The 20,563-nt window shown below is 65.6% G+C and carries 21 protein-coding genes; 10 read left to right on the forward strand and 11 right to left on the reverse strand.

Features of this window, described 5'->3' with window-relative positions:
- From SO180_RS36610 to dnaK, 8 genes are all read right to left on the reverse strand, one after another.
- Positions 1–198, reverse strand: a 198-nt coding sequence (locus tag SO180_RS36610; protein ID WP_449383663.1) for a 2,3-bisphosphoglycerate-dependent phosphoglycerate mutase, incomplete at its 3' end; no start/stop codon positions are given.
- Between the two features lie 17 nt (positions 199–215).
- Entirely contained in the window at positions 216–1,031 is an 816-nt protein-coding gene (gene dapB, locus SO180_RS36615; RefSeq protein ID WP_449383664.1) for a 4-hydroxy-tetrahydrodipicolinate reductase, read from the reverse strand.
- A gap of 175 nt (positions 1,032–1,206) precedes the next feature.
- Positions 1,207–1,512: a DUF1330 domain-containing protein gene (locus SO180_RS36620; protein ID WP_449383665.1), complete on the reverse strand. Its 306-nt coding sequence runs from the start codon at positions 1,510–1,512 to the stop codon at positions 1,207–1,209.
- Between the two features lie 20 nt (positions 1,513–1,532).
- Positions 1,533–2,243 carry an orotidine-5'-phosphate decarboxylase gene (gene pyrF, locus SO180_RS36625; RefSeq protein WP_449383666.1) on the reverse strand — a complete coding sequence of 237 codons (711 nt, stop codon included), beginning with the start codon at positions 2,241–2,243 and terminating at the stop codon, positions 1,533–1,535.
- Between the two features lie 6 nt (positions 2,244–2,249).
- Complete coding sequence (locus SO180_RS36630) at positions 2,250–2,828, reverse strand: NADPH-dependent FMN reductase (RefSeq protein ID WP_449383667.1); 579 nt, start codon at positions 2,826–2,828, stop codon at positions 2,250–2,252.
- 57 nt (positions 2,829–2,885) lie between these two features.
- Positions 2,886–3,485 carry a class I SAM-dependent methyltransferase gene (locus SO180_RS36635; protein WP_449383668.1) on the reverse strand — a complete coding sequence of 200 codons (600 nt, stop codon included), beginning with the start codon at positions 3,483–3,485 and terminating at the stop codon, positions 2,886–2,888.
- 88 nt (positions 3,486–3,573) lie between these two features.
- Positions 3,574–4,707, reverse strand: coding sequence for a molecular chaperone DnaJ (dnaJ, locus tag SO180_RS36640; protein WP_449383669.1), 1,134 nt, complete (start codon positions 4,705–4,707; stop codon positions 3,574–3,576).
- A 238-nt stretch (positions 4,708–4,945) separates the two neighbouring features.
- Positions 4,946–6,847 carry a molecular chaperone DnaK gene (gene dnaK / locus SO180_RS36645; RefSeq protein WP_212372928.1) on the reverse strand — a complete coding sequence of 634 codons (1,902 nt, stop codon included), beginning with the start codon at positions 6,845–6,847 and terminating at the stop codon, positions 4,946–4,948.
- 399 nt (positions 6,848–7,246) lie between these two features.
- On the opposite strand from dnaK, the gene SO180_RS36650 reads away from it, so the two are divergent.
- Both SO180_RS36650 and pncA read left to right on the forward strand, forming a co-directional pair.
- Positions 7,247–8,185, forward strand: a complete 939-nt coding sequence (locus SO180_RS36650) for a hypothetical protein (RefSeq protein ID WP_449383670.1) — start codon at positions 7,247–7,249, stop codon at positions 8,183–8,185.
- A 264-nt stretch (positions 8,186–8,449) separates the two neighbouring features.
- Complete coding sequence (pncA, locus tag SO180_RS36655; RefSeq protein WP_449383686.1) at positions 8,450–9,172, forward strand: bifunctional nicotinamidase/pyrazinamidase; 723 nt, start codon at positions 8,450–8,452, stop codon at positions 9,170–9,172.
- A 149-nt stretch (positions 9,173–9,321) separates the two neighbouring features.
- On the opposite strand, the gene grpE is transcribed toward pncA, so the two are convergent.
- Positions 9,322–9,936 carry a nucleotide exchange factor GrpE gene (gene grpE, locus SO180_RS36660; RefSeq protein ID WP_449383671.1) on the reverse strand — a complete coding sequence of 205 codons (615 nt, stop codon included), beginning with the start codon at positions 9,934–9,936 and terminating at the stop codon, positions 9,322–9,324.
- A 99-nt stretch (positions 9,937–10,035) separates the two neighbouring features.
- On the reverse strand, positions 10,036–11,124 hold the full coding sequence (gene hrcA, locus SO180_RS36665; protein ID WP_027525143.1) for a heat-inducible transcriptional repressor HrcA: 1,089 nt from the start codon (positions 11,122–11,124) through the stop codon (positions 10,036–10,038).
- A 183-nt stretch (positions 11,125–11,307) separates the two neighbouring features.
- On the opposite strand from hrcA, the gene rph reads away from it, so the two are divergent.
- The 3 genes from rph to hemW are packed head-to-tail and all read left to right on the forward strand — an operon-like array spanning position 11,308 to position 13,811.
- Positions 11,308–12,021, forward strand: coding sequence for a ribonuclease PH (rph, locus tag SO180_RS36670; protein WP_449383672.1), 714 nt, complete (start codon positions 11,308–11,310; stop codon positions 12,019–12,021).
- Positions 12,022–12,031: 10 nt separating this feature from the next.
- Positions 12,032–12,667 (forward strand): RdgB/HAM1 family non-canonical purine NTP pyrophosphatase, encoded by a 636-nt coding sequence (gene rdgB / locus SO180_RS36675; protein WP_449383673.1) that lies wholly within the window; start codon positions 12,032–12,034, stop codon positions 12,665–12,667.
- On the forward strand, positions 12,654–13,811 hold the full coding sequence (hemW, locus tag SO180_RS36680; RefSeq protein WP_449383674.1) for a radical SAM family heme chaperone HemW: 1,158 nt from the start codon (positions 12,654–12,656) through the stop codon (positions 13,809–13,811). The genes rdgB and hemW overlap by 14 nt, the downstream gene beginning before the upstream one ends.
- 136 nt (positions 13,812–13,947) lie before the next feature.
- On the opposite strand, the gene SO180_RS36685 is transcribed toward hemW, so the two are convergent.
- The gene (locus SO180_RS36685; protein WP_449383675.1) at positions 13,948–15,180 is read right to left on the reverse strand and encodes a penicillin-binding protein activator; all 1,233 of its coding nucleotides are present in this window, start codon (positions 15,178–15,180) and stop codon (positions 13,948–13,950) included.
- A 239-nt stretch (positions 15,181–15,419) separates the two neighbouring features.
- On the opposite strand from SO180_RS36685, the gene rsmI reads away from it, so the two are divergent.
- The 5 genes from rsmI to SO180_RS36710 all read left to right on the forward strand — a co-directional run bounded on the left by rsmI (position 15,420) and on the right by SO180_RS36710 (position 20,553).
- Positions 15,420–16,397 (forward strand): 16S rRNA (cytidine(1402)-2'-O)-methyltransferase, encoded by a 978-nt coding sequence (rsmI, locus tag SO180_RS36690; protein WP_449383676.1) that lies wholly within the window; start codon positions 15,420–15,422, stop codon positions 16,395–16,397.
- Positions 16,384–16,791, forward strand: coding sequence for a YraN family protein (locus SO180_RS36695; protein ID WP_449383677.1), 408 nt, complete (start codon positions 16,384–16,386; stop codon positions 16,789–16,791). Before rsmI ends, SO180_RS36695 begins: the two co-directional genes overlap by 14 nt.
- A 10-nt stretch (positions 16,792–16,801) precedes the next feature.
- Positions 16,802–17,746: a glutathione synthase gene (gene gshB, locus SO180_RS36700; protein ID WP_449383678.1), complete on the forward strand. Its 945-nt coding sequence runs from the start codon at positions 16,802–16,804 to the stop codon at positions 17,744–17,746.
- Positions 17,747–18,226: 480 nt separating this feature from the next.
- Positions 18,227–19,027: a Flp pilus assembly protein CpaB gene (gene cpaB / locus SO180_RS36705; RefSeq protein WP_449383679.1), complete on the forward strand. Its 801-nt coding sequence runs from the start codon at positions 18,227–18,229 to the stop codon at positions 19,025–19,027.
- Between the two features lie 14 nt (positions 19,028–19,041).
- On the forward strand, positions 19,042–20,553 hold the full coding sequence (locus tag SO180_RS36710) for a type II and III secretion system protein family protein (protein WP_449383680.1): 1,512 nt from the start codon (positions 19,042–19,044) through the stop codon (positions 20,551–20,553).
- Positions 20,554–20,563: the final 10 nt, after the last annotated feature.

Genomic DNA, 20,563 nt, shown 5'->3' on the forward strand with positions numbered 1-20,563 from the left:
CGTATGCTGGGCGCGCGTCAGCACCGAGGTGAACGCAACGTCGAAGACGAGGCCTTTCGCCTTCAGCTTGCGGCCGGCTTCTTTGGCCTCGGCAACGCCCTGCTCGGTGAGACCGGGATCTTTCCATCCCGTGAACAGGTTCTTCAGATTCCATTCGCTCTGGCCGTGCCGCACGAGCACGAGAAGACGTTCGCTCATTCCTGCTTTCCGTTCGTTCAGTTATCGCCCAGGCCGAGCACATCGGCCATCGAGTAGAGGCCCGGCTTCTTGCCATGGGCCCACAGCGCCGCCTTCAGCGCGCCATGGGCGAACAGCATGCGGTCCTCGGCGTGATGCGACAGTGTCAGCCGCTCGAAGGGGCCGAGAAAGCTCACGCTGTGATCGCCGGCCGCCGTGCCGCCGCGCAGCGAGGCAAAGCCGATGTCGCCGGAGCGGCGCGCGCCCGTGATGCCGTCGCGGCCGCGGGCCGAATGATCCCTCAGCGAGATGCCGCGACCGCTCGCTGCGGCTTCGCCCAGCATCAGAGCCGTGCCGGAGGGTGCGTCGACCTTGGCACGGTGGTGCGTTTCCACGATTTCGATATCGAAGTTGTCGCCCAGCGACTGCGCCACGCGCTTGACCAGCGCAGTGAGCAGATTGACGCCGAGGCTCATATTGCCGGATTTGACGACAACGGCGCGGTTGGTGACGCTCTTGATCACCGCGTCATCCGACGCCGAAAGACCGGTTGTACCGATGACATGAACGAGCCCGCGCTGCGCGGCGATCGCGACATTGGCGATGGTCGCGGCCGGCACGGTGAAGTCGAGAATGCCATCGGCCTCTGCCGACATCGCCCAGAGATCGGCCGAGAGTTGCACGCCATTGGCCGGGAGCCCCGCGAGAACACCGGAATCCTTGCCCAGGAGTTCCGAGCCCGGCGCTTCGAGCGCGCCCGCCAGCACCGCGCCCTCGGTCTCGGAAATCGCACGCGTCAACGTCCGGCCCATCCGGCCGCCGGCTCCCGCAACAATCAAGCGCATGTCGGACATGGTATGATCCTCTTCCGGGCCCGTTGTAGCGGGGGGACGCTGTTCCGGCAACCGAGGGGGACACGCAAGCCCGCCGTCATTCCGGGGCGGCTCGCAGAGCCGAACCCGGAATCCCGAAGTTGTGGCGCGAGATTCCGGGTTCGCCCTTCGGGCGCCCCGGAATGACACTGCCTGCCTACGGCTGCGGGCCGTCATAGCCCTCGATGACGATGAGGTCGGCGATCGAATGCGGCTGGCGCACCTTGATGTTGGCCTGGTATTCCGGCGAGTTGTAGCAGGCGAGCGCGGTCTCGTAGTCGGGGAATTCAATCACGACGTTGCGTGCGCGGCTCTGGCCCTCGACGCTGGTGAGCTTGCCGCCGCGAACGACGTAGCGTCCGCCGAACTTCTTGAAGATCGCGAGGTTCGCCGCCGCATAGGGCTTGTAGCCCTCGTCATTGTGCACGTCGACGCGCCCGATCCAGTAGCCTTTTGCTGCCATTCTTCTTCTCCTTGTGATGTTCAGGTCAACGCCTGCGCGATCTCGGCCTGGATGGCCTCGGCAGTCGCCTTGGGATCTGTGGCTTCGACGATGGGACGTCCGACCACGAGATAGTCGGCGCCCGCGGCAATCGCGCGTCCCGGCGTCATGATGCGCTTCTGGTCGCCGGTCGCCGCGCCTGCGGGACGGATGCCGGGCGTGACGAGGTTCATCTGGTGACCGACGATCTTGCGCAGGCTACCGGCTTCCTCGGGCGCGCAGACGAGCCCGTCGACGCCGAGCACCTGCGCCTGCTGCGCGCGCGCCTCGACCAGCTCGGAGACGCCGATCCGGTAGCCGGCCGCATGCAGATCATCGTCATTGTAGGAGGTCAGCACGGTCACGCCGAGAATCTTCAGGGCGGACGACCCACGCCCTTCGACCGCCGCCTTCATGGTCTGCGGGTAGGCGTGCACGGTAAGGAAGGTCGCGCCGAGCTTGCTGATGCTCTGGACGCCCTGCATCACCGTGTTGCCGATGTCATGCAGCTTGAGATCGAGGAACACTTTCTTGCCGCGGTCCGCGAGCTTGCCGACCAGCGGCAAGCCGCCGGCATAAGTGAGCCGATAGCCGATCTTGTAGAAGGTAACGCTGTCGCCGAGCCGATCAATCATCGCCTCCGCCAGCTCCGGGCTCGGCAGGTCGAGCGCGACGATCAGGCGGTCGCGGGGGGCGATTTCGGCTTGCGTCATGTCACCTCACATCATGCGTTGGGAAATGTCGATCAGTTGCCGCACCAGGTCCTGCAACGCGGCGATATCGCCCTCGTTCTTCAGCCTGTCCATATCGTCATAGGCCTGGTCGGCAAAGGCGAGCGCGAGCTGGCTGGCAATCACATTGGCGTGGCACGAGGTCAGGATCAATCGCAGCGCCTGGAGCGCACGCGCGCCGCCGAGCCTGCTCTGAGATGCGCCGGCGATCGCAAAAGCACGGTTGCGAAAAACTTCGCCGCGCCTCTCGTGTGGGTCCTGGACGCGACTGATCCAGTCGATCGCATTCTTGAGCAGCGCCGGCACGGAGGCGTTGTATTCCGGCGTGACGATCAGGATCCCCTGATGCGCGCCGATCATGCGCTTTAGGTTGACCGCGTGCTTCGGGACGCCGGACTTCACATACAGGTCTTCGTCATAGATCGGCAGTGGAAAGTCGGCGAGCGAGATGCGCGTGACGTCGACGCCGGCCTGGGCGAATTCATAGGCGGCGACCGCCGCCAGCTTCGCATTGTGCGAGCCGGTGCGCAGCGAGCCGGGAATGACCAGGATCTTGGGTGCGGGCATCCAGAAAAACGCGTTCGGCGAAAAGGGTCCGCCGCGCGAAGACGAAAGCCGGCGGAATTAGTCTTTGCGATACACCCAGACGCGGGCCGGCGGAAGGTTCATCCAGATCCGTTCCGAGGCCTCTGTGGACACGCCGGGCAGCGATTTCGGGATCGGCGGCACCACCGAATAGGTGAACTGCACGAAAGGCGAGCCGGGCGCGAGCGCGGCGAAGGAATCGCGAATCAGCCTCAGGCGCGTGAACATCGGCTTGGTGACCAGCGGCAGGCCGGACACAACGGCAGAGGCGGGCGCGCTCAGCACTTTCCAGAGCGTGTCGCGCAGGCGGTAGGCATCGCCCTGCACCACCGTAGCTTGCGGATAGCGGTCGCGCAGCAGCGCGCAGAAGCCGGGATTGTATTCGACAAGGACGAGACGCTTCTGGTCGATGCCGCGCTCGACCAGCGCACTGGTGATGGCGCCGGTGCCGGGTCCGAGCTCGACTACCGGTGCGTCCGAATCGACATCGACATATTGCGCCATGGTGCGGGCGAGCAGCCGGCCCGACGGCATCACCGCCCCCATGTGGAGCGGCTTTTCAATCCACGACCGGAGAAAGCGTACCTCGTCGTCGAGACGGGGCTTCTTCAACGCGCGCACGGACGATTGCATGGGCATGTCAGGACCGGACGGGACCGCGTCGCCGCGGCGTGTCAAAAAATGGTCATAGAGACGTATAGGCCGCGAACGATACGGTCAAGCCGCGTCAATTCGCCCGATTACCGAAGAAATCCTTGACCTTGGCGAAGAAGCCCACGGATTCCGGCTGGGTCGCGCCGGAGGAGAGCTTTTCGAACTCGGCCAGCAATTCCTGCTGCTTCTTGGTGAGGTTTTGCGGTGTCTCGACGGCGACCTGGACGTACATGTCGCCCATCTGGCGCGAGCGCAGCACCGGCATGCCCTTTGATGCAATGCGGAATCGGCGACCGGACTGGGTTCCGGCCGGAATCTTCACCTTGGACTTGCCCTTGTCGATGGTCGGCACCTCGAACTCGCCGCCAAGGGCCGCCGTGACCATCGAGATCGGCACGCGGCAATGCAGATCGGCGCCATCGCGCTGGAAGAACTGGTGCTGGGACAGCGACAGGAAAATGTAGAGGTCGCCGGCCGGACCGCCGCGCACCCCCGCCTCGCCTTCACCGGCGAGCCTGATCCGCGTGCCGTCCTCGACGCCCTGGGGAATGTTGACCGACAGTGTCCGCTCGCGCGTGACCCGCCCCTGCCCTGCGCAGGACGGACAGGCGTCCTCGATCATCTGGCCGCGGCCCTGGCAGCCCGGGCAGGTGCGCTCCAGCGTGAAGAAACCCTGCGACTGCCGCACGCGGCCAGCGCCGGCGCAGGTCGAGCAGGTCTTCGGCTTGGTGCCGGCCTTGGCGCCGGTGCCCGAGCAGGATTCGCAGGTGACGGAGACCGGGATCTCGATCTGCGCGGTCTTGCCGCCGAAGGCTTCCTCGAGCGTGATCTCCATGTTGTAGCGCAGGTCGGCCCCACGCTCGCGGCCGCCACGGCCGCGCTGTCCGGCCATGCCGAACAGGTCTTCGAAAATGTCCGAAAAGGAGGAGGCGAAGCCTGCGCCGAAACCGGCGCCGCCGCCGCCGAAGCCGCCACCCTGCTCGAAGGCCGCGTGGCCATAACGGTCGTAGGCGGCGCGCTTGTCCTTGTCCTTCAGGACCTCATAGGCCTCGTTGATTTCCTTGAAGCGGACTTCGCTGCTGTCGTCCCCGGGATTGCGGTCGGGGTGGAATTTCATCGCCAGTTTGCGGAAGGACGATTTCAGGATGGAATCGTCGGCGTCGCGTTCGACTTCGAGGGTTTCGTAATAGCAGCGCTTGGTGGACATGTTGAACCCGGTCTAGTCGCAGTTCACGTCGGGGTGAAACAACGTCGCCACGCGACGATACGAGCGCCCTCGCGCCTTGCGGCAGAGGACTGCAAAGCAGCGTTCAGAATAGCGGCTGGGAGTTGATCGATCGTAACGGGGAGGCGCCCCGTTTGGCCCGGCGCGAAAGCCTCCCCCTGTCGGGGGAGGGCCGTCGCGTTATGGGTCCAAGCCATCCGCATCATGACCCTCGCGGGCTTTAAGCGGACTTCTTGTTGTTCTTGTCGTCGTCGACTTCGGTGAATTCCGCGTCGACGACGTCGTCCTTGGCAGCATCCTTCTTGGCGTCGGCCTCGGCCTGCTGCTTGTACATGGCTTCGCCGAGCTTCATCGAAGCCTGGGCCAGCGTGTTGGTCTTGGCCTTGATCGCCTCGGCATCATCGCCCTTCAGCGCTTCCTTGAGGTCGCTGACGGCATCCTCGATGGCGCGGCGCTCGGTCTCGGCAACCTTCGAACCGTGCTCGGCCAGCGCCTTCTCGGTGGAGTGCACCAGTGCGTCGGCATGGTTCTTCGCGTCGACCGCCTCGCGGCGCTGCTTGTCGGCCGCGGCATTGGCCTCGGCGTCCTTGACCATCTTGTCGATGTCGGCTTCCGACAGGCCGCCGGAGGCCTGGATGCGGATCTGCTGCTCCTTGCCCGTCGCCTTGTCCTTGGCCGACACGTTGACGATGCCGTTGGCGTCGATGTCGAAGGTCACCTCGATCTGCGGCATGCCGCGCGGGGCCGGCGGAATCCCCATCAGGTCGAACTGGCCGAGCATCTTGTTGTCGGCCGCCATCTCACGCTCGCCCTGGAAGACGCGGATGGTGACCGCGTTCTGGTTGTCCTCGGCGGTCGAGAACACCTGGCTCTTCTTGGTCGGGATCGTGGTGTTGCGGTCGATGATGCGGGTGAACACGCCGCCCAGCGTCTCGATGCCGAGCGACAGCGGGGTGACGTCGAGCAGCAGCACGTCCTTGACGTCGCCCTGGAGCACGCCGGCCTGGATCGCAGCGCCGATCGCGACGACTTCGTCGGGGTTGACGCCCTTGTGCGGCTCCTTGCCGAACAGCTGCTTCACGACTTCCTGGACCTTCGGCATGCGCGACATGCCGCCGACCAGAACGACTTCACCGATCTCACCGGCGGTGACGCCGGCATCCTTCAGCGCCTTGCGGCAGGGCTCGACGGTCTTCTGGATGAGGTCATCGACCAGCGCCTCGAACTTGGCGCGGGTGAGCTTCATGGTCAGATGCTTCGGCCCGGTCTGGTCCGCCGTGATGAACGGCAGGTTGATCTCGGTCTGCGTCGTCGAGGACAGCTCGATCTTGGCCTTTTCAGCGGCTTCCTTCAGACGCTGCAAGGCGAGCTTGTCGTTGCGCAGGTTGATGCCCTGCTCCTTCTGGAACTCGTCGGCGAGATAGCCAACGAGGCGCATGTCGAAATCCTCGCCGCCGAGGAAGGTGTCGCCGTTGGTCGACTTCACCTCGAACACGCCGTCGCCGATCTCGAGAATCGAAATATCGAACGTGCCGCCGCCGAGGTCGTACACGGCGATCGTGCCGGCCTTGGTCTTGTCCAGACCATAGGCTAGCGCAGCCGCGGTCGGCTCGTTGATGATGCGCAGCACTTCAAGGCCCGCGATCTTGCCGGCGTCCTTGGTCGCCTGGCGCTGGGCGTCGTTGAAGTAGGCAGGAACGGTGATGACGGCCTGGTCGACCTTCTGGCCGAGATGGGCTTCCGCGGTCTCCTTCATCTTCTGCAGGATGAACGCCGAGACCTGCGAGGGCGAGTAGGTCTGGCCGTCGGCCTCGACCCAGGCGTCGCCGTTGGAAGCCTTCACGATCTTGTACGGAACGAGCTTCTTGTCCTTCTCGACCATCGGGTCGTCGTAGCGGCGGCCAATGAGGCGCTTCACTGCGAAGAAGGTGCGCTCGGGATTGGTGACGGCCTGGCGCTTGGCAGGCTGGCCGACGAGGCGCTCACCGTCGTCCGTGACGGCGACGATCGAAGGCGTCGTGCGCATGCCTTCGGAATTCTCGATGACTTTGGCGTTCTTGCCATCCATTACGGCGACGCACGAATTCGTGGTGCCGAGGTCGATCCCAATGACCTTTCCCATGGTCCTGATATCCTTCTTTATTGCGGCAGGTTGGTTGGGCCCAGAAGGCACCCGATCCAAAACCCCCTAAGATCAAACATCCGCGATATTGCGATGGTTGAGGCTCATATAGGAGGGGGGGAGGGGCCCGCAAGGACCGAACGCAAGTTTCAGCCGCGAAAACATTGGGTTTTGGAAGATCATATCGGCCTTTGGAGGCCCTTGACGGTGAGGGTTTATTAACGGGTTCAGCGGTCAGCCGGACCATGCCCGGCGGTGCGCCCCACCCTGTTACGGCGCAGCCAAACCCGTTAAAAGTCCGGGCGGCCGGACAGCGCCGCCAGGGGCCACGCCCCGCGCGACAAAGGGGCCCGACGGCCCACCATCGAACGGCCTCAATGTGGACCAAGTAGACTAGCCATGAAATTGATACGCCCCCTCGCCGCGCTCGCCGTCCTCATTGCCTCCGCCGTTCCGGCCCTTGCGGCCGATGCCATCTTCCCGCCGGGCCTGCGCGTCGGCATGGTGCCGTTGATCGGTCTCTCCCAGGCCAAGACCTTTCCGGGCTTCGAGAGCGAGGACGGAGGCGTGAAGGTGCTGGTCACCGAGCTGCCGCCCGACGCCTATGGCGAGGTATCCAACGCCTTCAAGGCCAATCCCGGCGGCGCTGGCGGCATCAAGCCGGACAAGATCGAGACGCCGGCGGGCCTTGCCTATTACACCGTCGAGACCGGCAAGGCCGGCACGGCAACGGTGAAGCGCTATTCGATGATCGTGCCGGGCACCGGCTTCTCCGGCTATGTCGCCGTGCAGGTCCCCGAGAACGCCACCAAGATCTACTCGGACGACGCGGTGCGGCAGATGTTCGCCACCGCCGTCACGCGCAAGGAGGTGCCGGTCGACGAGCAGCTCGCGCAGATGCCGTTCAGGATCACCGATCTCGCCGACTTCAAGAACGTCCGCATGCTGTCGCCGGGCGCCAGCATCGTGCTCGCCGACGGCGACGAGACCACGGGCTTCGAGCCCAAGCCGTACATGATCATCGGCCTGATCGGTGCAACGCCGCAGCAGCCGGATGATCGCGCCCGCTTCGCGCAGGAGGCGGCGATGCAGATCCCCGGCATGCGCGAGTCCAGAATCACCATGTCCGAGCCGATCCGTGTCAACGGCCAGCCGGCCATCGAAACCCGGCTCGACGGCGTCAGCGGCAAGGACAAGACCCAGGTCACGGTGGTGCAGTGGATCCGCTTCGGCGGCGGCACGTCGCTGCGCATCATCGCCAGCGCCCCGCGCGACCAGTGGTCGGAGGCCTTCACGCGCTTCCGCGCGGTGCGCGACGGCATCCAGCCCAAAGGCTGACTGTCTCCACAATGGACAGTGCGCTCCCTCCCCCGCTCGCGGGGGAGGGTTGGGGAGAGGGTGTCTCCACAATCGAGAACCCCCAAGAGGATAGAGCCCTCACCCGGCGCCTTGCGCCGACCTCTCCCGCAGGCGGGAGAGGAGCACCGAGCCCTCGGCTCAAGCTCGATTTCTCACCAAAGCCGGCCGCATTTTCGAGCTTTTGTTCGTATACTAATGGAACTACGCTTTCCTTCCTGGTTCATCCTGGAGGGAAGACGTACGATACTGGATCGGCGCAAAGTACTCGCGGGCGTTTCCACTGTTGCTCTCGCGAGCCTCGTTTCAAGCAAGCTCTGGGCGGCGACGGCGATCAAGCCCGACGATGCCTCCGCGCTGCTCGTGATCGACGTGCAAAACTGCTTCCTGCCCGGTGGCAGCCTCGCCGTGAAGGAGGGCGAGCAGGTGGCGCCGATCATCAACAAGATCGCAAAAACGTTCGCCAATGTCGTGATGACGCAGGACTGGCACACGCCGGGGCACGTGTCGTTTGCCTCGGTCCATTCCGGCAAGAAGCCGTTCGAGACCATAGACCTGCCCTATGGCAAGCAGGTGCTGTGGCCCGACCATTGCGTGCAGGGCACCGACGGCGCGGCGCTGTCGAAGGATCTGTCGATCCCGCAGGCCGAGCTCATCATCCGCAAGGGTTTTCACAAGGACGTCGATAGCTACTCGGCTTTGCTGGAAGCCGACGGCAAGAGATCGACGGGCCTCGCCGCCTATCTGAAGTCGCGCAAGATCAAGCGCGTCTTCGTCGCAGGGCTAGCCACCGATTTCTGCGTCGCCTGGACCGCGCTCGACGCGCGCAAGGCCGGCTTCGAAGTCTATGTGGTGGAAGACGCCTGCCGCGGCATCGACAATCAGGGCTCGCTGGCCAAAGCGTGGGCCGACATGGCCAAGGCCGGCGTGAAGCGGATCCAGTCTGCGGATATCGCGGCCACGGCGTAAGCTATTTGACCCTCATGGTGAGGGGCGCGAAGCGCCGTCTCGAACCATGAAGGCCGAGCTGCAGCAGCGGGGCCTTCATCCTTCGAGACGCCGCGTTCCGCGGCTCCTCAGGATGAGGGTTCAGGTTTGTGTGCGTGGCGAAGCGCGGCTTACGCCGCGCCGTTCGACTCGTTGTTGTTGGCGGCGGCAGCGGCTTTCGCGCCGCCCTTGGCGACGCCGACCAGAGCCGGGCGCAGCACGCGTTCGCCAATGGTGTAGCCGGCCTGGACCACCTGAACCACCGTGCCCGACGGCACCGACGGATCGGGCACCTCGAACATCGCCTGCTGGAAGTTCGGATCGAACTTCTGGCCCGAGGGGTCGAACTTCTTCACGCCGTGCTTTTCCAGCGCGTTGAGCAGCGAGCGCTCGGTGAGCTCCACGCCCTCGATCAGCGCGGTCAGGCCGGGATCGGCATTGGCACGCGCCTCGGCCGGCACCGCATCGAGCGCACGCTGGAGGTTGTCGGCGATGTCGAGCACGTCGCGCGCAAAACCCGTGATGCCGTAGAGGCGCGCGTCGGCGACCTCCTTGGTGGTGCGCTTGCGTAAATTCTCCATCTCGGCCAGCGTCCGCAGCATGCGGTCGCGCGCCTCAGCGGCTTCCTTCTGCAAGACCTCGACCGAGCCGGGTTCCGGATCGTCGGGCATGATGTAGGGCTTCGACACCACGGGCTCGCCGGTCGGCGCAGTCGTGTCTTCGGGTTGCCGGTCTTGCTCGGTCATCGGCTGCCTTCTCGAACTCGTCTCAAGGGATTTTTCTCGCCGGGATATCGTGCTTTGCAGCGCGAAAATCAAGCACCCGTGATCAGGCGAAAACGGGCGTCAGCCACCCAGAAGGCGGCTGACGATACGGGCGGCATAGTCCACGGTCGGGATCACGCGGGCATAATTCAGCCGCGTCGGCCCGATCACGCCCAAGACGCCGACGATATGACCGGCGGCATCCCGATAGGGCGAGATGATCGTCGAGGAGCCCGACAGCGAGAACAGCTTGTTCTCCGAGCCGATGAAGATGCGCACGCCCTCCGCGGTCTCGGCGCGCCCGAGCAGGTCGATCACGCCGCGCTTGGTCTCGAGATCGTCGAACAGCAGCCGCACCCGCTCGAGATCCTCCAGCGCATGCAGGTCTTCGAGCAGATTGGCGTGGCCGCGCACGATGAGCTGGCGGTCCTCGTTCTCGCCGCCGGACCAGCTCGCGATGCCCGCCGCGATCACCTTCTGGGTGAGCTGGTCGAGCTCGGCTCGGGCCTGCCCGAGTGCGGTTTCCAGCTCCAGCCGCGCCTCGGCGAGGGTACGGCCGCGGATGCGGGCATTGAGGAAGTTTGACGCCTCGGTCAGCGCCGAGGACGGAACTCCGGGCGGCAGCGTCAGCACGCGGTTCTCGACCTGGCCATCCTCGCCGACCAGGATCACCAGCGCCCGCTCCGGTTCCAGGCGGACGAATTCGATATGCTTCAGCCGCGCATTGGACTTCGGCGTCAAGACTACGGCCGCGGCGCGGGTGAGGCCCGACAGCCGCGTCAGCGCCTCCTCCAGCGCCGCCTCGACCGACTGGGCGTGGCCGACGGTCGTGAGCTGGCTCTGGATCGATTGCCGCTCGGCCTCGTTGAGCTCGCCGACCTGCATCAGGGCATCGACGAAGAAGCGCAAGCCGAGTTCCGTCGGCAGCCGGCCGGCGGAGGTGTGCGGGGCGTAGATCAGGCCGAGCTGTTCCAGATCGGCCATGACGTTGCGCACCGAGGCCGGCGACAGCGGCAGCGCGATCAAGCGGGAAATATTGCGCGAGCCGACCGGCTCGCCGGTCGCCAGATAACTCTCGACGATTTGGCGAAAGATGTCGCGGGAACGCTCGTTGAGCTGGGCGAGGCCCGCGCGCGGCGCGATCAGATGAATCGGATCGTGATGGGCCACAGACGGTAACTCCTCTCAGATGCACATAATTTGTCCATCCAGAAGGCCCCTGACAAGCGCGTCTTTGGCCAATCCCCGGACGGCGTTTCGTTGCCCCCGGGGGAAAAGCCCTTGCCGGGCCCCCTTCCCCCTCCTACAAGCACCGCGAACAGCCTTTTCCCTGCGAGTTTTGGAGGATTTCCCATGCGGCCAAGCCGCCGTGCGCCCGACGAATTGCGCCCCGTGACGCTGGAGCGCGGCGTGGTCAAATATGCGGAAGGCTCCTGCCTGGTGAAATTCGGCGACACCCATGTGCTCGTCACCGCCACACTGGAGGAGCGCCTGCCGCCGTGGCTGAAGGGTCAGGGCCGCGGCTGGGTCACCGCCGAATACGGCATGCTGCCGCGTGCGACCTCGGAACGTACTCGCCGCGAGGCTTCTGCCGGCAAGCAGAGCGGCCGCACCGTCGAGATCCAGCGCCTGATCGGCCGCTCGCTTCGCACCATCGTCGATCTCGAAGCGCTCGGCGAGCGTCAGATCACGGTCGATTGCGACGTGCTCCAGGCCGACGGCGGCACGCGCACGGCCTCGATCACCGGCGCCTGGGTGGCGCTGGCCGATTGCATCAACTGGATGAAGACGCGCAACATGATCAACGCCAACGTGCTGCGCGACAACGTCGCCGCGATCTCCTGCGGCATCTATCAGGGCACACCGGTGCTGGATCTCGACTACGCCGAGGACTCCGAGGCCGAGACCGACGCCAATTTCGTCATGACGGGCGATGGCCGCATCATCGAGGTCCAGGGCACCGCGGAACGCGAGCCGTTTACGCAGGAGGAGTTCCTGTCGCTGATGGCGCTGGCCCGCAAGGGTGTCGCGCGTCTCGTGGACTTGCAGAAAATGGCGGTGGCGTAGTCAATAGGCCATGCACCGGCGAATCACAGGCAAGCTCATCATCGCGACCCATAATCCCGGCAAGCTTGCCGAGATGCGGGAGCTGCTGGCGCCGCACGGTGTCGAGGCGGTCTCGGCGGGCGAACTTGGCCTCGACGAGCCCGAGGAGACCGGCCACGACTTTCGCAGCAATGCCGCGATCAAGGCCATCGCCGCCGCGAAGGCAATGAGGCTTCCGGCCTTCGCCGATGATTCCGGCATCGTGGTCGACGCCCTCGACGGCGCACCGGGAATCTACAGTGCGCGCTGGGCGGGCCCGAAGAAGGATTTTGCCGCGGCGATGGCGCAGATCGAGCGCCTGTTGAGGGAGCGCGGCGCGACCGCGCCGGACAAGCGCAAAGCGCATTTCGTCTCCGCGCTCTGCGTCGCCTGGCCCGACGATCATCTCGAGGAAGTCGAGGCGCGCGTCGACGGCACGCTGGTCTGGCCGCCGCGCGGCACCGCCGGCTTCGGCTACGACCCGATGTTTTTGCCCGACGGCCACACGCGCACCTTTGGCGAGATGGAAAGCATCGAGAAGCACGGCCTCCCGCCATTGGGCCTTGGCTTGTCGCACCGTGCCCGCGCCTTCGTGAAACTTGCGGAGATCTGCCTTGAGCCGCGCTGACAGGGACGCCTTCGGCGTCTACGTGCACTGGCCGTTCTGCCTGTCGAAGTGTCCCTATTGCGACTTCAACAGCCATGTCCGCCACGCTGCGATCGACGAGGCGCGCTTCGCAAACGCCTTCGCCCGCGAGATCGAGACAACGGCCGCGCGCGCCCCCGGCCGCGAGGTTACCTCGATCTTCCTTGGCGGCGGCACGCCGTCGCTGATGCAGCCCGCAACCGTCGGCGCCGTGCTAGAGGCGATCGGCAAGCACTGGCGCGTCGCTGGCGATGTCGAGGTCACGCTGGAAGCCAACCCGACCAGCGTCGAGGCGACGCGCTTTGCCGGCTATCGCGCCGCCGGCGTCAACCGCGTCTCGCTCGGCGTGCAGGCGCTCGACGATGTCTCGCTGAAGATGCTCGGACGCCTGCACAGCGCGCGCGAGGCGCTGGATGCGGTTGCGATCGCACGCCGCTCGTTCGACCGCTACTCGTTCGACCTGATCTACGCGCGCCCGGACCAGACGCCGGCGATGTGGGAGGGTGAGCTCCGCCATGCCATCGACGAAGCCGCCGAGCATTTGTCGCTCTACCAGCTCACCATCGAGGAAGGCACGCCGTTCTTCGGACTGCACCAGGCCGGCAAGCTGAAGACGCCGGACGAGGCGGTCGCGCGCGCGCTCTATGACGTCACGCAGGAGACCTGCGACAAGCTCGGCCTGCCCGCCTACGAGATTTCCAATCACGCACGCCGTGGCGCCGAGTGCCGGCACAATCTGGTCTACTGGCGCGGCGAGGAATATGCCGGCATCGGTCCCGGTGCCCATGGCCGGCTCGACATCGACGGCATCAGGCACGCGACCGCCACCGAGAAGCGTCCCGAAGCCTGGCTGATGCGGGTCGAGACCAATGGCGACGGCGTCGTCACCGACGAGCTCCTCAACAGCGAGGAGCGCGCCGACGAATTCCTGCTGATGGGGCTGCGCCTCGCCGAAGGCATCGATCCCAAGCGCTATGCCGCGCTCGCCGGCCGCCCGCTCGATCCCCGCCGCATCGCGCTTCTGCGTGAGGAAGGTGCCATCACCGTCGACACGACCGGCCGCCTGCGCGTGACCAGCAGCGGATTCCCGGTGCTGGATGCGGTGGTTGCGGATCTCGCGGCGTAGCGAGATGTCGTAGGGTGGGCAAAGCGAAAGCGTGCCCACCTCTTCTGTCGCAATCGTGTTCTGTCGCAATCGTGGAGATATGGTGGGCACGGCGCGAAGAGCGCCTTTGCCCACCCTACGAGAGCTCCACTTGCGGCTACGCCCCAAAACTCTTCGGCGAGCCTGCGACCGCGACGCCGCCGCCGGTGGTCACCTTCATCACCGCTAATCCCCGCTCGTTGGTGCCGTCGGCGCGGAAGCGGAACAGGCCGTCGATGCCGGCGAAGCCGGACGGATTGGTGAGAACGTCCTGCGAGAAGCGCGTGGTGCCTTGCGTGCGCGCCAGCGCAGCGACGAGCGCCACCGCATCATAGGCGAGCGTCGCCGTACGCACCGGCTCGGCGCCATATTTCGTGCGGTAGCGGCCGGAGAAGGCGCGAAAGCCCGCCGGGTCCGGCGCGGCGTAAAGACCGCCCTGCAGCGCCTGGCTGGCATAGACGCGCGGATTGTCCCACAGGCCGGTGCCGAGCAGCTGGATGTTGCGCAGGTTGGCGCCGGCAGCGGTCAGGGCATCGGCCACCGCAACGACGGAATCGCCGTCATCGGCGATGAACAGCGCGTCAGCACTGCCGAGCGCCTGCGCGACGTTGCGCGCCGGGGTGGCGCGATCGCCGCCGAATTTCTCGAACGCAACCACGCGTCCGCCCCGCCGCGGCACCGCCGCCTTGAAGGCCGCCTCCACCACGTTGCCATAGGCATTCTCCGGCAGCAGCGCCGCGAAGGAGCGTTTTCCGATGCTGGCGGAATATTCGACGATGCGGTTGACGTCCGACTCGGGCAGGAAGCTCAACAGGAAGACGCCGCGGCCGGCGATGCTGGCATCGGTCGAGAATGCCATCACCGAGATGCCGCGCGAGCGCGCGACCTGCGCAACGGCCGGCACGGATTGGGCGAACAACGGCCCCAGAATGATCTCCGCACCTTCGTCGACCGCCTGCTGCGCGCCGCCTTGCGCGCCCTGCGGCGTGCCGTTGTCGTCCTTGATCAGGAGCTGGACGTTCGGGTTCTGGAATTCGGCGAGCGCCATCTCGGCGGCGTTGCGCATCGACTGCGCGGCGAGCCCGGCATTGCCGGCGGCCGACAGCGGCAGGATCAGGCCGACCTTCACCCCGCCGGTGCCGGCGGTGGTGGCCTGCTGCTGCGGCCCGGCAGGCCCCGGCTGAGGGGAGGATGAGCTGAACGGATTGGAAAACTGGCTGAGGCTCTGCTGCACGCCGGTGCAGGCCGAGAGCAAGGGCGCGCCGAGCAGGAGCCCGAGCGCGCTCCGCCGGGTCGCTCCCGACAATCGGGGCCCGGAGGTGGGAGACTTGGGGTAGCGCGGGCCCGGCATGGCAGCTCTTCGTAACGACCAGCCTATCCAGGCCCAGTCAGGACTTCACCTCCGCAAGGGAGGACGCGGATTGCAGCATATTGTCGGCAAATAGTTAACCAAAACAAAAGGATAATAACCGCTTAACGCGGCCGCCCCTTCACGATGGCAAGCTGTCCGCCGATTTTGCCGGGCTGCACCAACGCGGGCTTTTCGCCGCGAATATGGCGCAAGCGCGTCTCTCCCTTTAAGTATCCATTATGCGCGCAAAAGCCGCCCCGATAAATACGCCTGAAGGTGCGGCGGAACCCGCCGCGCGCGGTTTTGCCATTGGCACCCATCACTTTTCAGCCAGCAAGGCGGCGCCGGGCCTCTACCTCGTCGCCACCCCCATCGGCAATCTCGGCGACATCACCCTGCGGGCGCTCGAGACGCTCGCCGGCGTCGACATCATTGCCTGCGAGGACACCCGGATCACGCGGCGGTTGACCGAGCGTTACGGCATCGCCGCGCAGCTCAAACCCTATCACGAGCACAATGCGGAGGCTGCGCGGCCAAAGATCCTGCAGGCGCTGGCGCAGGGCGGCTCGATCGCGCTGGTCTCCGATGCCGGCACGCCGCTGATCTCCGACCCCGGCTTCAAGCTGGTGCGCGAAGTCTCTGCCGCGGGCCACGCGGTCTACGCGCTGCCCGGCCCGTCCTCGGTGCTGGCAGCCTTGTCGGTCGCGGCGCTGCCGACCGACCGCTTCTTCTTCGAAGGCTTTTTGCCGGCCAAATCAACCGCGCGCCGCAAGCGGCTCAGCGAGCTCGCCCGTATCGACGCGACCCTGGTGCTGTTCGATTCCGGCAATCGCGTGCAGGAGACGCTGGCCGATCTCGCCGACGTCATGGGCAATCGCGAAGCCGCGATCTGCCGCGAGCTGACGAAGCTGCACGAGGAGATCTCGCGCAGCTCCCTCAGCGAGCTCGCCGGCCGGGCCGATCAGCTTGAGACCCGTGGCGAATTCGTGCTGGTCATCGGCCCGCCGGCTTCAGATGCGCAGGAGATGACGCCGGATGCGCTCGACGAGCTGCTGCGCGAACAGCTCGCGATCAGCAGCCTCAAGGACGCGGTCGCGCATGCGGTCGAGCTCTCCGGCCGGCCGCGTCGCGAGGTCTATGCCCGCGCGCTCGAACTCGCCAAGAATCTGCACAAGGATCTGCACAAGAATTTGCGGGGCGATGATGGCGAAGACTGACGGCGCCCGGCCCGCCGAGCCAAAACTCCCCTCGCCCGAACGTGTCGCCGCGTTCCAGACCGGCATTTCCGCGGAAAGCCGCGCCGCGGCCTTCCTGATCGCCAAGGGCTATCGCATTCTGGCGCGACGCTTCCGCACGCCGCATGGCGAGATCGACATCGTGGCGCGCCGGCGCAACCTGATCGCCTTCGTCGAAGTCAAGGCCCGCGCCAGCCTCGATGAGGCCGCCTTCGCCGTGACGCCGCGCCAGCAGCAGCGCATCATCGATGCCGCACAAGGGTGGCTTGCAGCGCATCCCGAGCATGCCGAATTTGAATTGCGATTTGACGCCATGCTGATTGCGCCGCGGTCACTTCCGCGCCATGTGTTGGCGGCATTCGACGCCTCGACCTGAAAGGCAGCCCATGAAACTGAACGTCGCCGTCCAGATGGACCCCATCGCCCGCATCAACATCCGCGGCGATTCCACCTTTGCGCTGCTTCTGGAGGCGCAGAAGCGCGGCCACGGGCTGTCCTACTATACGCCCGACAAGCTGTCGCAGGTTGGCGACGAGCTGGTCGCACCGGTCCAGCTTCTGACCGTGCGTGACGAGCCCGGCAATCACTTCACCCTCGGCGAGCCCAGGCGCGAGGCGCTGAGCGGCTTTGACGTGGTGCTGCTGCGCCAGGATCCGCCGTTCGATCTCGCCTACATCACCTCGACCCATTTCCTGGAGCGCATCCATCCCAAGACGCTGGTCGTCAACGACCCCGCGAGCGTGCGCAACGCGCCGGAAAAGCTGTTCGTGATGAACTTTCCGCAGCTGATGCCGCCGACGCTGATCTCGCGCGACCTCGACGAGATCAACGCTTTCCGCGAGCAGCATGGCGCCGTCGTGATGAAGCCCCTGCACGGCCACGGCGGCGCAGCCGTGTTCCGCGTGATGCCGCAGGACATGAATTTCGGCTCGCTCTACGACATGTTCTCGGTGACCTTCAAAGAACCCTGGGTGATCCAGCAGTTCATTCCCGAGGTCAAGCACGGCGACAAGCGCATCATCCTGGTCAACGGCGAGTTCGCCGGCGCCGTCAACCGCGTCCCGGCGCCCGACGATCTCCGCTCCAACATGGTGCGCGGCGGCGCAGCGCAAGCAACCGACCTCACCCCGCGCGAACGCGAGATTTGTGAAACGGTCGGGCCGGCACTGCGCGAGCGCGGCCTGCTGTTCGTCGGCCTCGACGTGATCAACGACCGGCTCACCGAGATCAACGTGACCTCGCCCACCGGTATTCGCGCAATCTCCCGGCTCGGCGGGCCGGACGTCGCGGCGAAGATCTGGGACGTGATCGAGCAGAAGCGAAGCAAGTAATCCGCACGCGCTGTAACTCTCTCATGTCGTCCTGGACAAGCGAGCTCCTGGCAAACGCGCAGCGTTTGTCCAGAGCGAGCGCCGATCCAGGACCCATTACCCCAAAGGTTCGTCTTGAGAGCGGCTGTGGCCATCACCTCCTGCTGCAACATTTCGCTGGGGTAATGGGTCCTGGCTTACGCCAGGACGACATCGAGGGAAGATCGCCTTGCTCCGTCGCAACAAGCTTTCTCCTCGCGAGCTAACCACGCGTTCACCATGTCGCGTCACGCACAGACACAAAACCCCTTTTCCCTTGCGTGAATCTACGGAGTTATTTCTTTCCGAATAACGCGGCGTTCACCATGCAGCCAAAACCCGCTGCGTGACCGGCGATCACATTCGGCCTCGCAACACCCCTTATACTTTTACTGCCTACTCATCGACGACGGGGAACCCCGCCACGTGCGGTTCGAGCATCCCGCGTAAGAGTAGCAGCGTATGAATACCGCACGCATCGTCGTCCTCATCATCGCGCTCGGCGCAGGCGGCATCGCCGCGTATCTGGCGAGCAGCTATGACAACAGGCCGGCACCTGCGGCAGCGCCCGTGGCCGTGCAGCTGCCCACGGTCGAGGTTCTCGTCGCAAAATCCGACATCGGCCTTGGCCAGACCGTCAAGCAGGAAGACCTGCAATGGCAGACCTGGCCGGCGTCTGCCGCGAGCGGCAGCTTCATCCACCGCGAAGACCGTCCCGACGCCGTGAGCCAAATTGCCGGCTCGATCGCGCGCACGCCGCTGATGCAGGGCGAGCCGATCCGCGAGCAGAAGCTGGTGAAGGCCGACGGCTCGGGCTTCATGGCCGCGATCCTGCCCTCAGGGATGCGGGCGATCTCGACCGAAATTTCCGCCGAGACCGGCGCCGGCGGCTTCATCCTGCCGAATGACCGGGTCGACGTGCTTCTCACCCGGCGCGACAGGAACGCGGGCGCCAACGGCGGCGCCGATGTCGTGTCCACCGAAATCATCCTGTCCAACATCCGCGTGCTGGCGATCGACCAGGCACCGAAGGAAAAGGACGGACAGAACAGCGTCGTCGGCAAGACGGTGACGCTCGAATTGAAGCCCGAGCAGGCCGAGACGCTGGCCCGCTCGCGGCAGACCGGCCAACTGACGCTGGCGCTGCGCAGCATCGCCGACGCCAAGGTCGCCGACAAATCCGACGACGAACAACCCGCGAAGCGGGGAGCCAGCGTGAACGTTGTTCGTTACGGCGTTTCAAGCACATCGTCACAGAAGTGATGGGGATACCCGGGATGAAGAGTGGGGAGTATCGGAACGCGCTGCGCATTCGGGGGAATCGCGCGCGTTCTTTCGGGATGGGGATCATGCTGATGCTCGGCCTCGCCGCAGCACCGGCGATCGCGGCGGACGCACCGGTCGGCGACCAGACCCCGGTGCAGGCGCCTGACCTCGGCGTGTCACCGGTCGCAACGATCGCTCCGGCCAGGACACGCTTCCTCGCGCTCGGCGTCGGCAAGTCGGTGGTGATCGACCTGCCGCGCGAGGTGAAGGACGTGCTCGTCGCCGATCCCAAGATCGCCAACGCCGTGATCCGCTCCGCACAGCGCGCCTACATCATCGGCAGCGCGGTCGGGCAGACCAACGTCGTGTTCTTTTCGTCCGACGGCCAGCAGGTCGCCGCCTACGACATCGCGGTGAAGCGCGACCTCAACGGCGTGCGCGCCGCGCTCCGGCAGTCGATGCCGGGCGTCCAGATCGAAGGCGTCGGTGACGGCGTCATGCTGACGGGCTCGGTGTCGAGCCCGGTCGAGGCTCAGCAGGCCGGCGACGTCGCCGCGAAACTGGTCGGTAACGCCGACAAGGTCGTCAACAACATCGTCGTGCGCGGCCGCGACCAGGTGATGCTGAAGGTCGTGGTCGCCGAGATGCGCCGAGACATCATCAAGCAGATGGGCGTCGATCTCAGCGCCAGCCTGAATGCCGGCACGGCGGTCGTGAACTTCAACAATTCCAACCCGTTCACGGTGAGTGGCGGGCCCCTGGTCAGCGGCAACGGGCTTGGGCTGGGCGCCCTCTCCAAGGGATCGGTCACGGTCGCCGCAACCATCCGCGCCATGGAAAGCGCCGGTGTCGTGAAGACGCTGGCCGAGCCGAACCTGACCGCTATCTCGGGTGAATCAGCGACCTTTATCGCAGGCGGCGAATTCCCGATTCCGGGAGGCTACGCTTGCGATCCCGTCACGCATGTCTGCACCACGCAGATCTCCTACAAGAAGTTCGGCATCTCCCTGAACTTTACGCCCGTGGTGCTGAGCGAGGGCCGCATCAGCCTGCGCGTGATGACCGAGGTCTCGGAGCTGTCGAACACCAACGCGATCACCGTCTCGCAGTCGATCTCCTCGAGCACGACGAGCTCCGTCACGATCCCCTCGATCCAGACCCGCCGCGCCGAGACCTCGCTCGAGATTCCGTCGGGCGGCTCGATGGCGATGGCCGGCCTGATCCAGCAGCAGACCAAGCAGGCGATCAACGGCCTGCCCGGCCTCGACCAGATCCCGATCCTCGGTCAACTCTTCCGCAGCCAGGACTACGTGAACAACGAAACCGAGCTGATGGTGATCGTGACGCCCTATGTCGTGCGCGCGGTCGCGCAGAAGGAGCTGTCCCGGCCCAATGACGGGTTTGCGCCGCCATCGGATTCGCAGTCGGCGCTGCTCGGCCGCATGAACCGTCTCTACGGCATCGCGCACCACATCGATCCCGTCACCGGTTACCAGGGCGATTTTGGCTTCATCATCGACTGAGACGAACGAG

It is taken from the genome of Bradyrhizobium sp. UFLA05-112 (assembly GCF_053572325.1).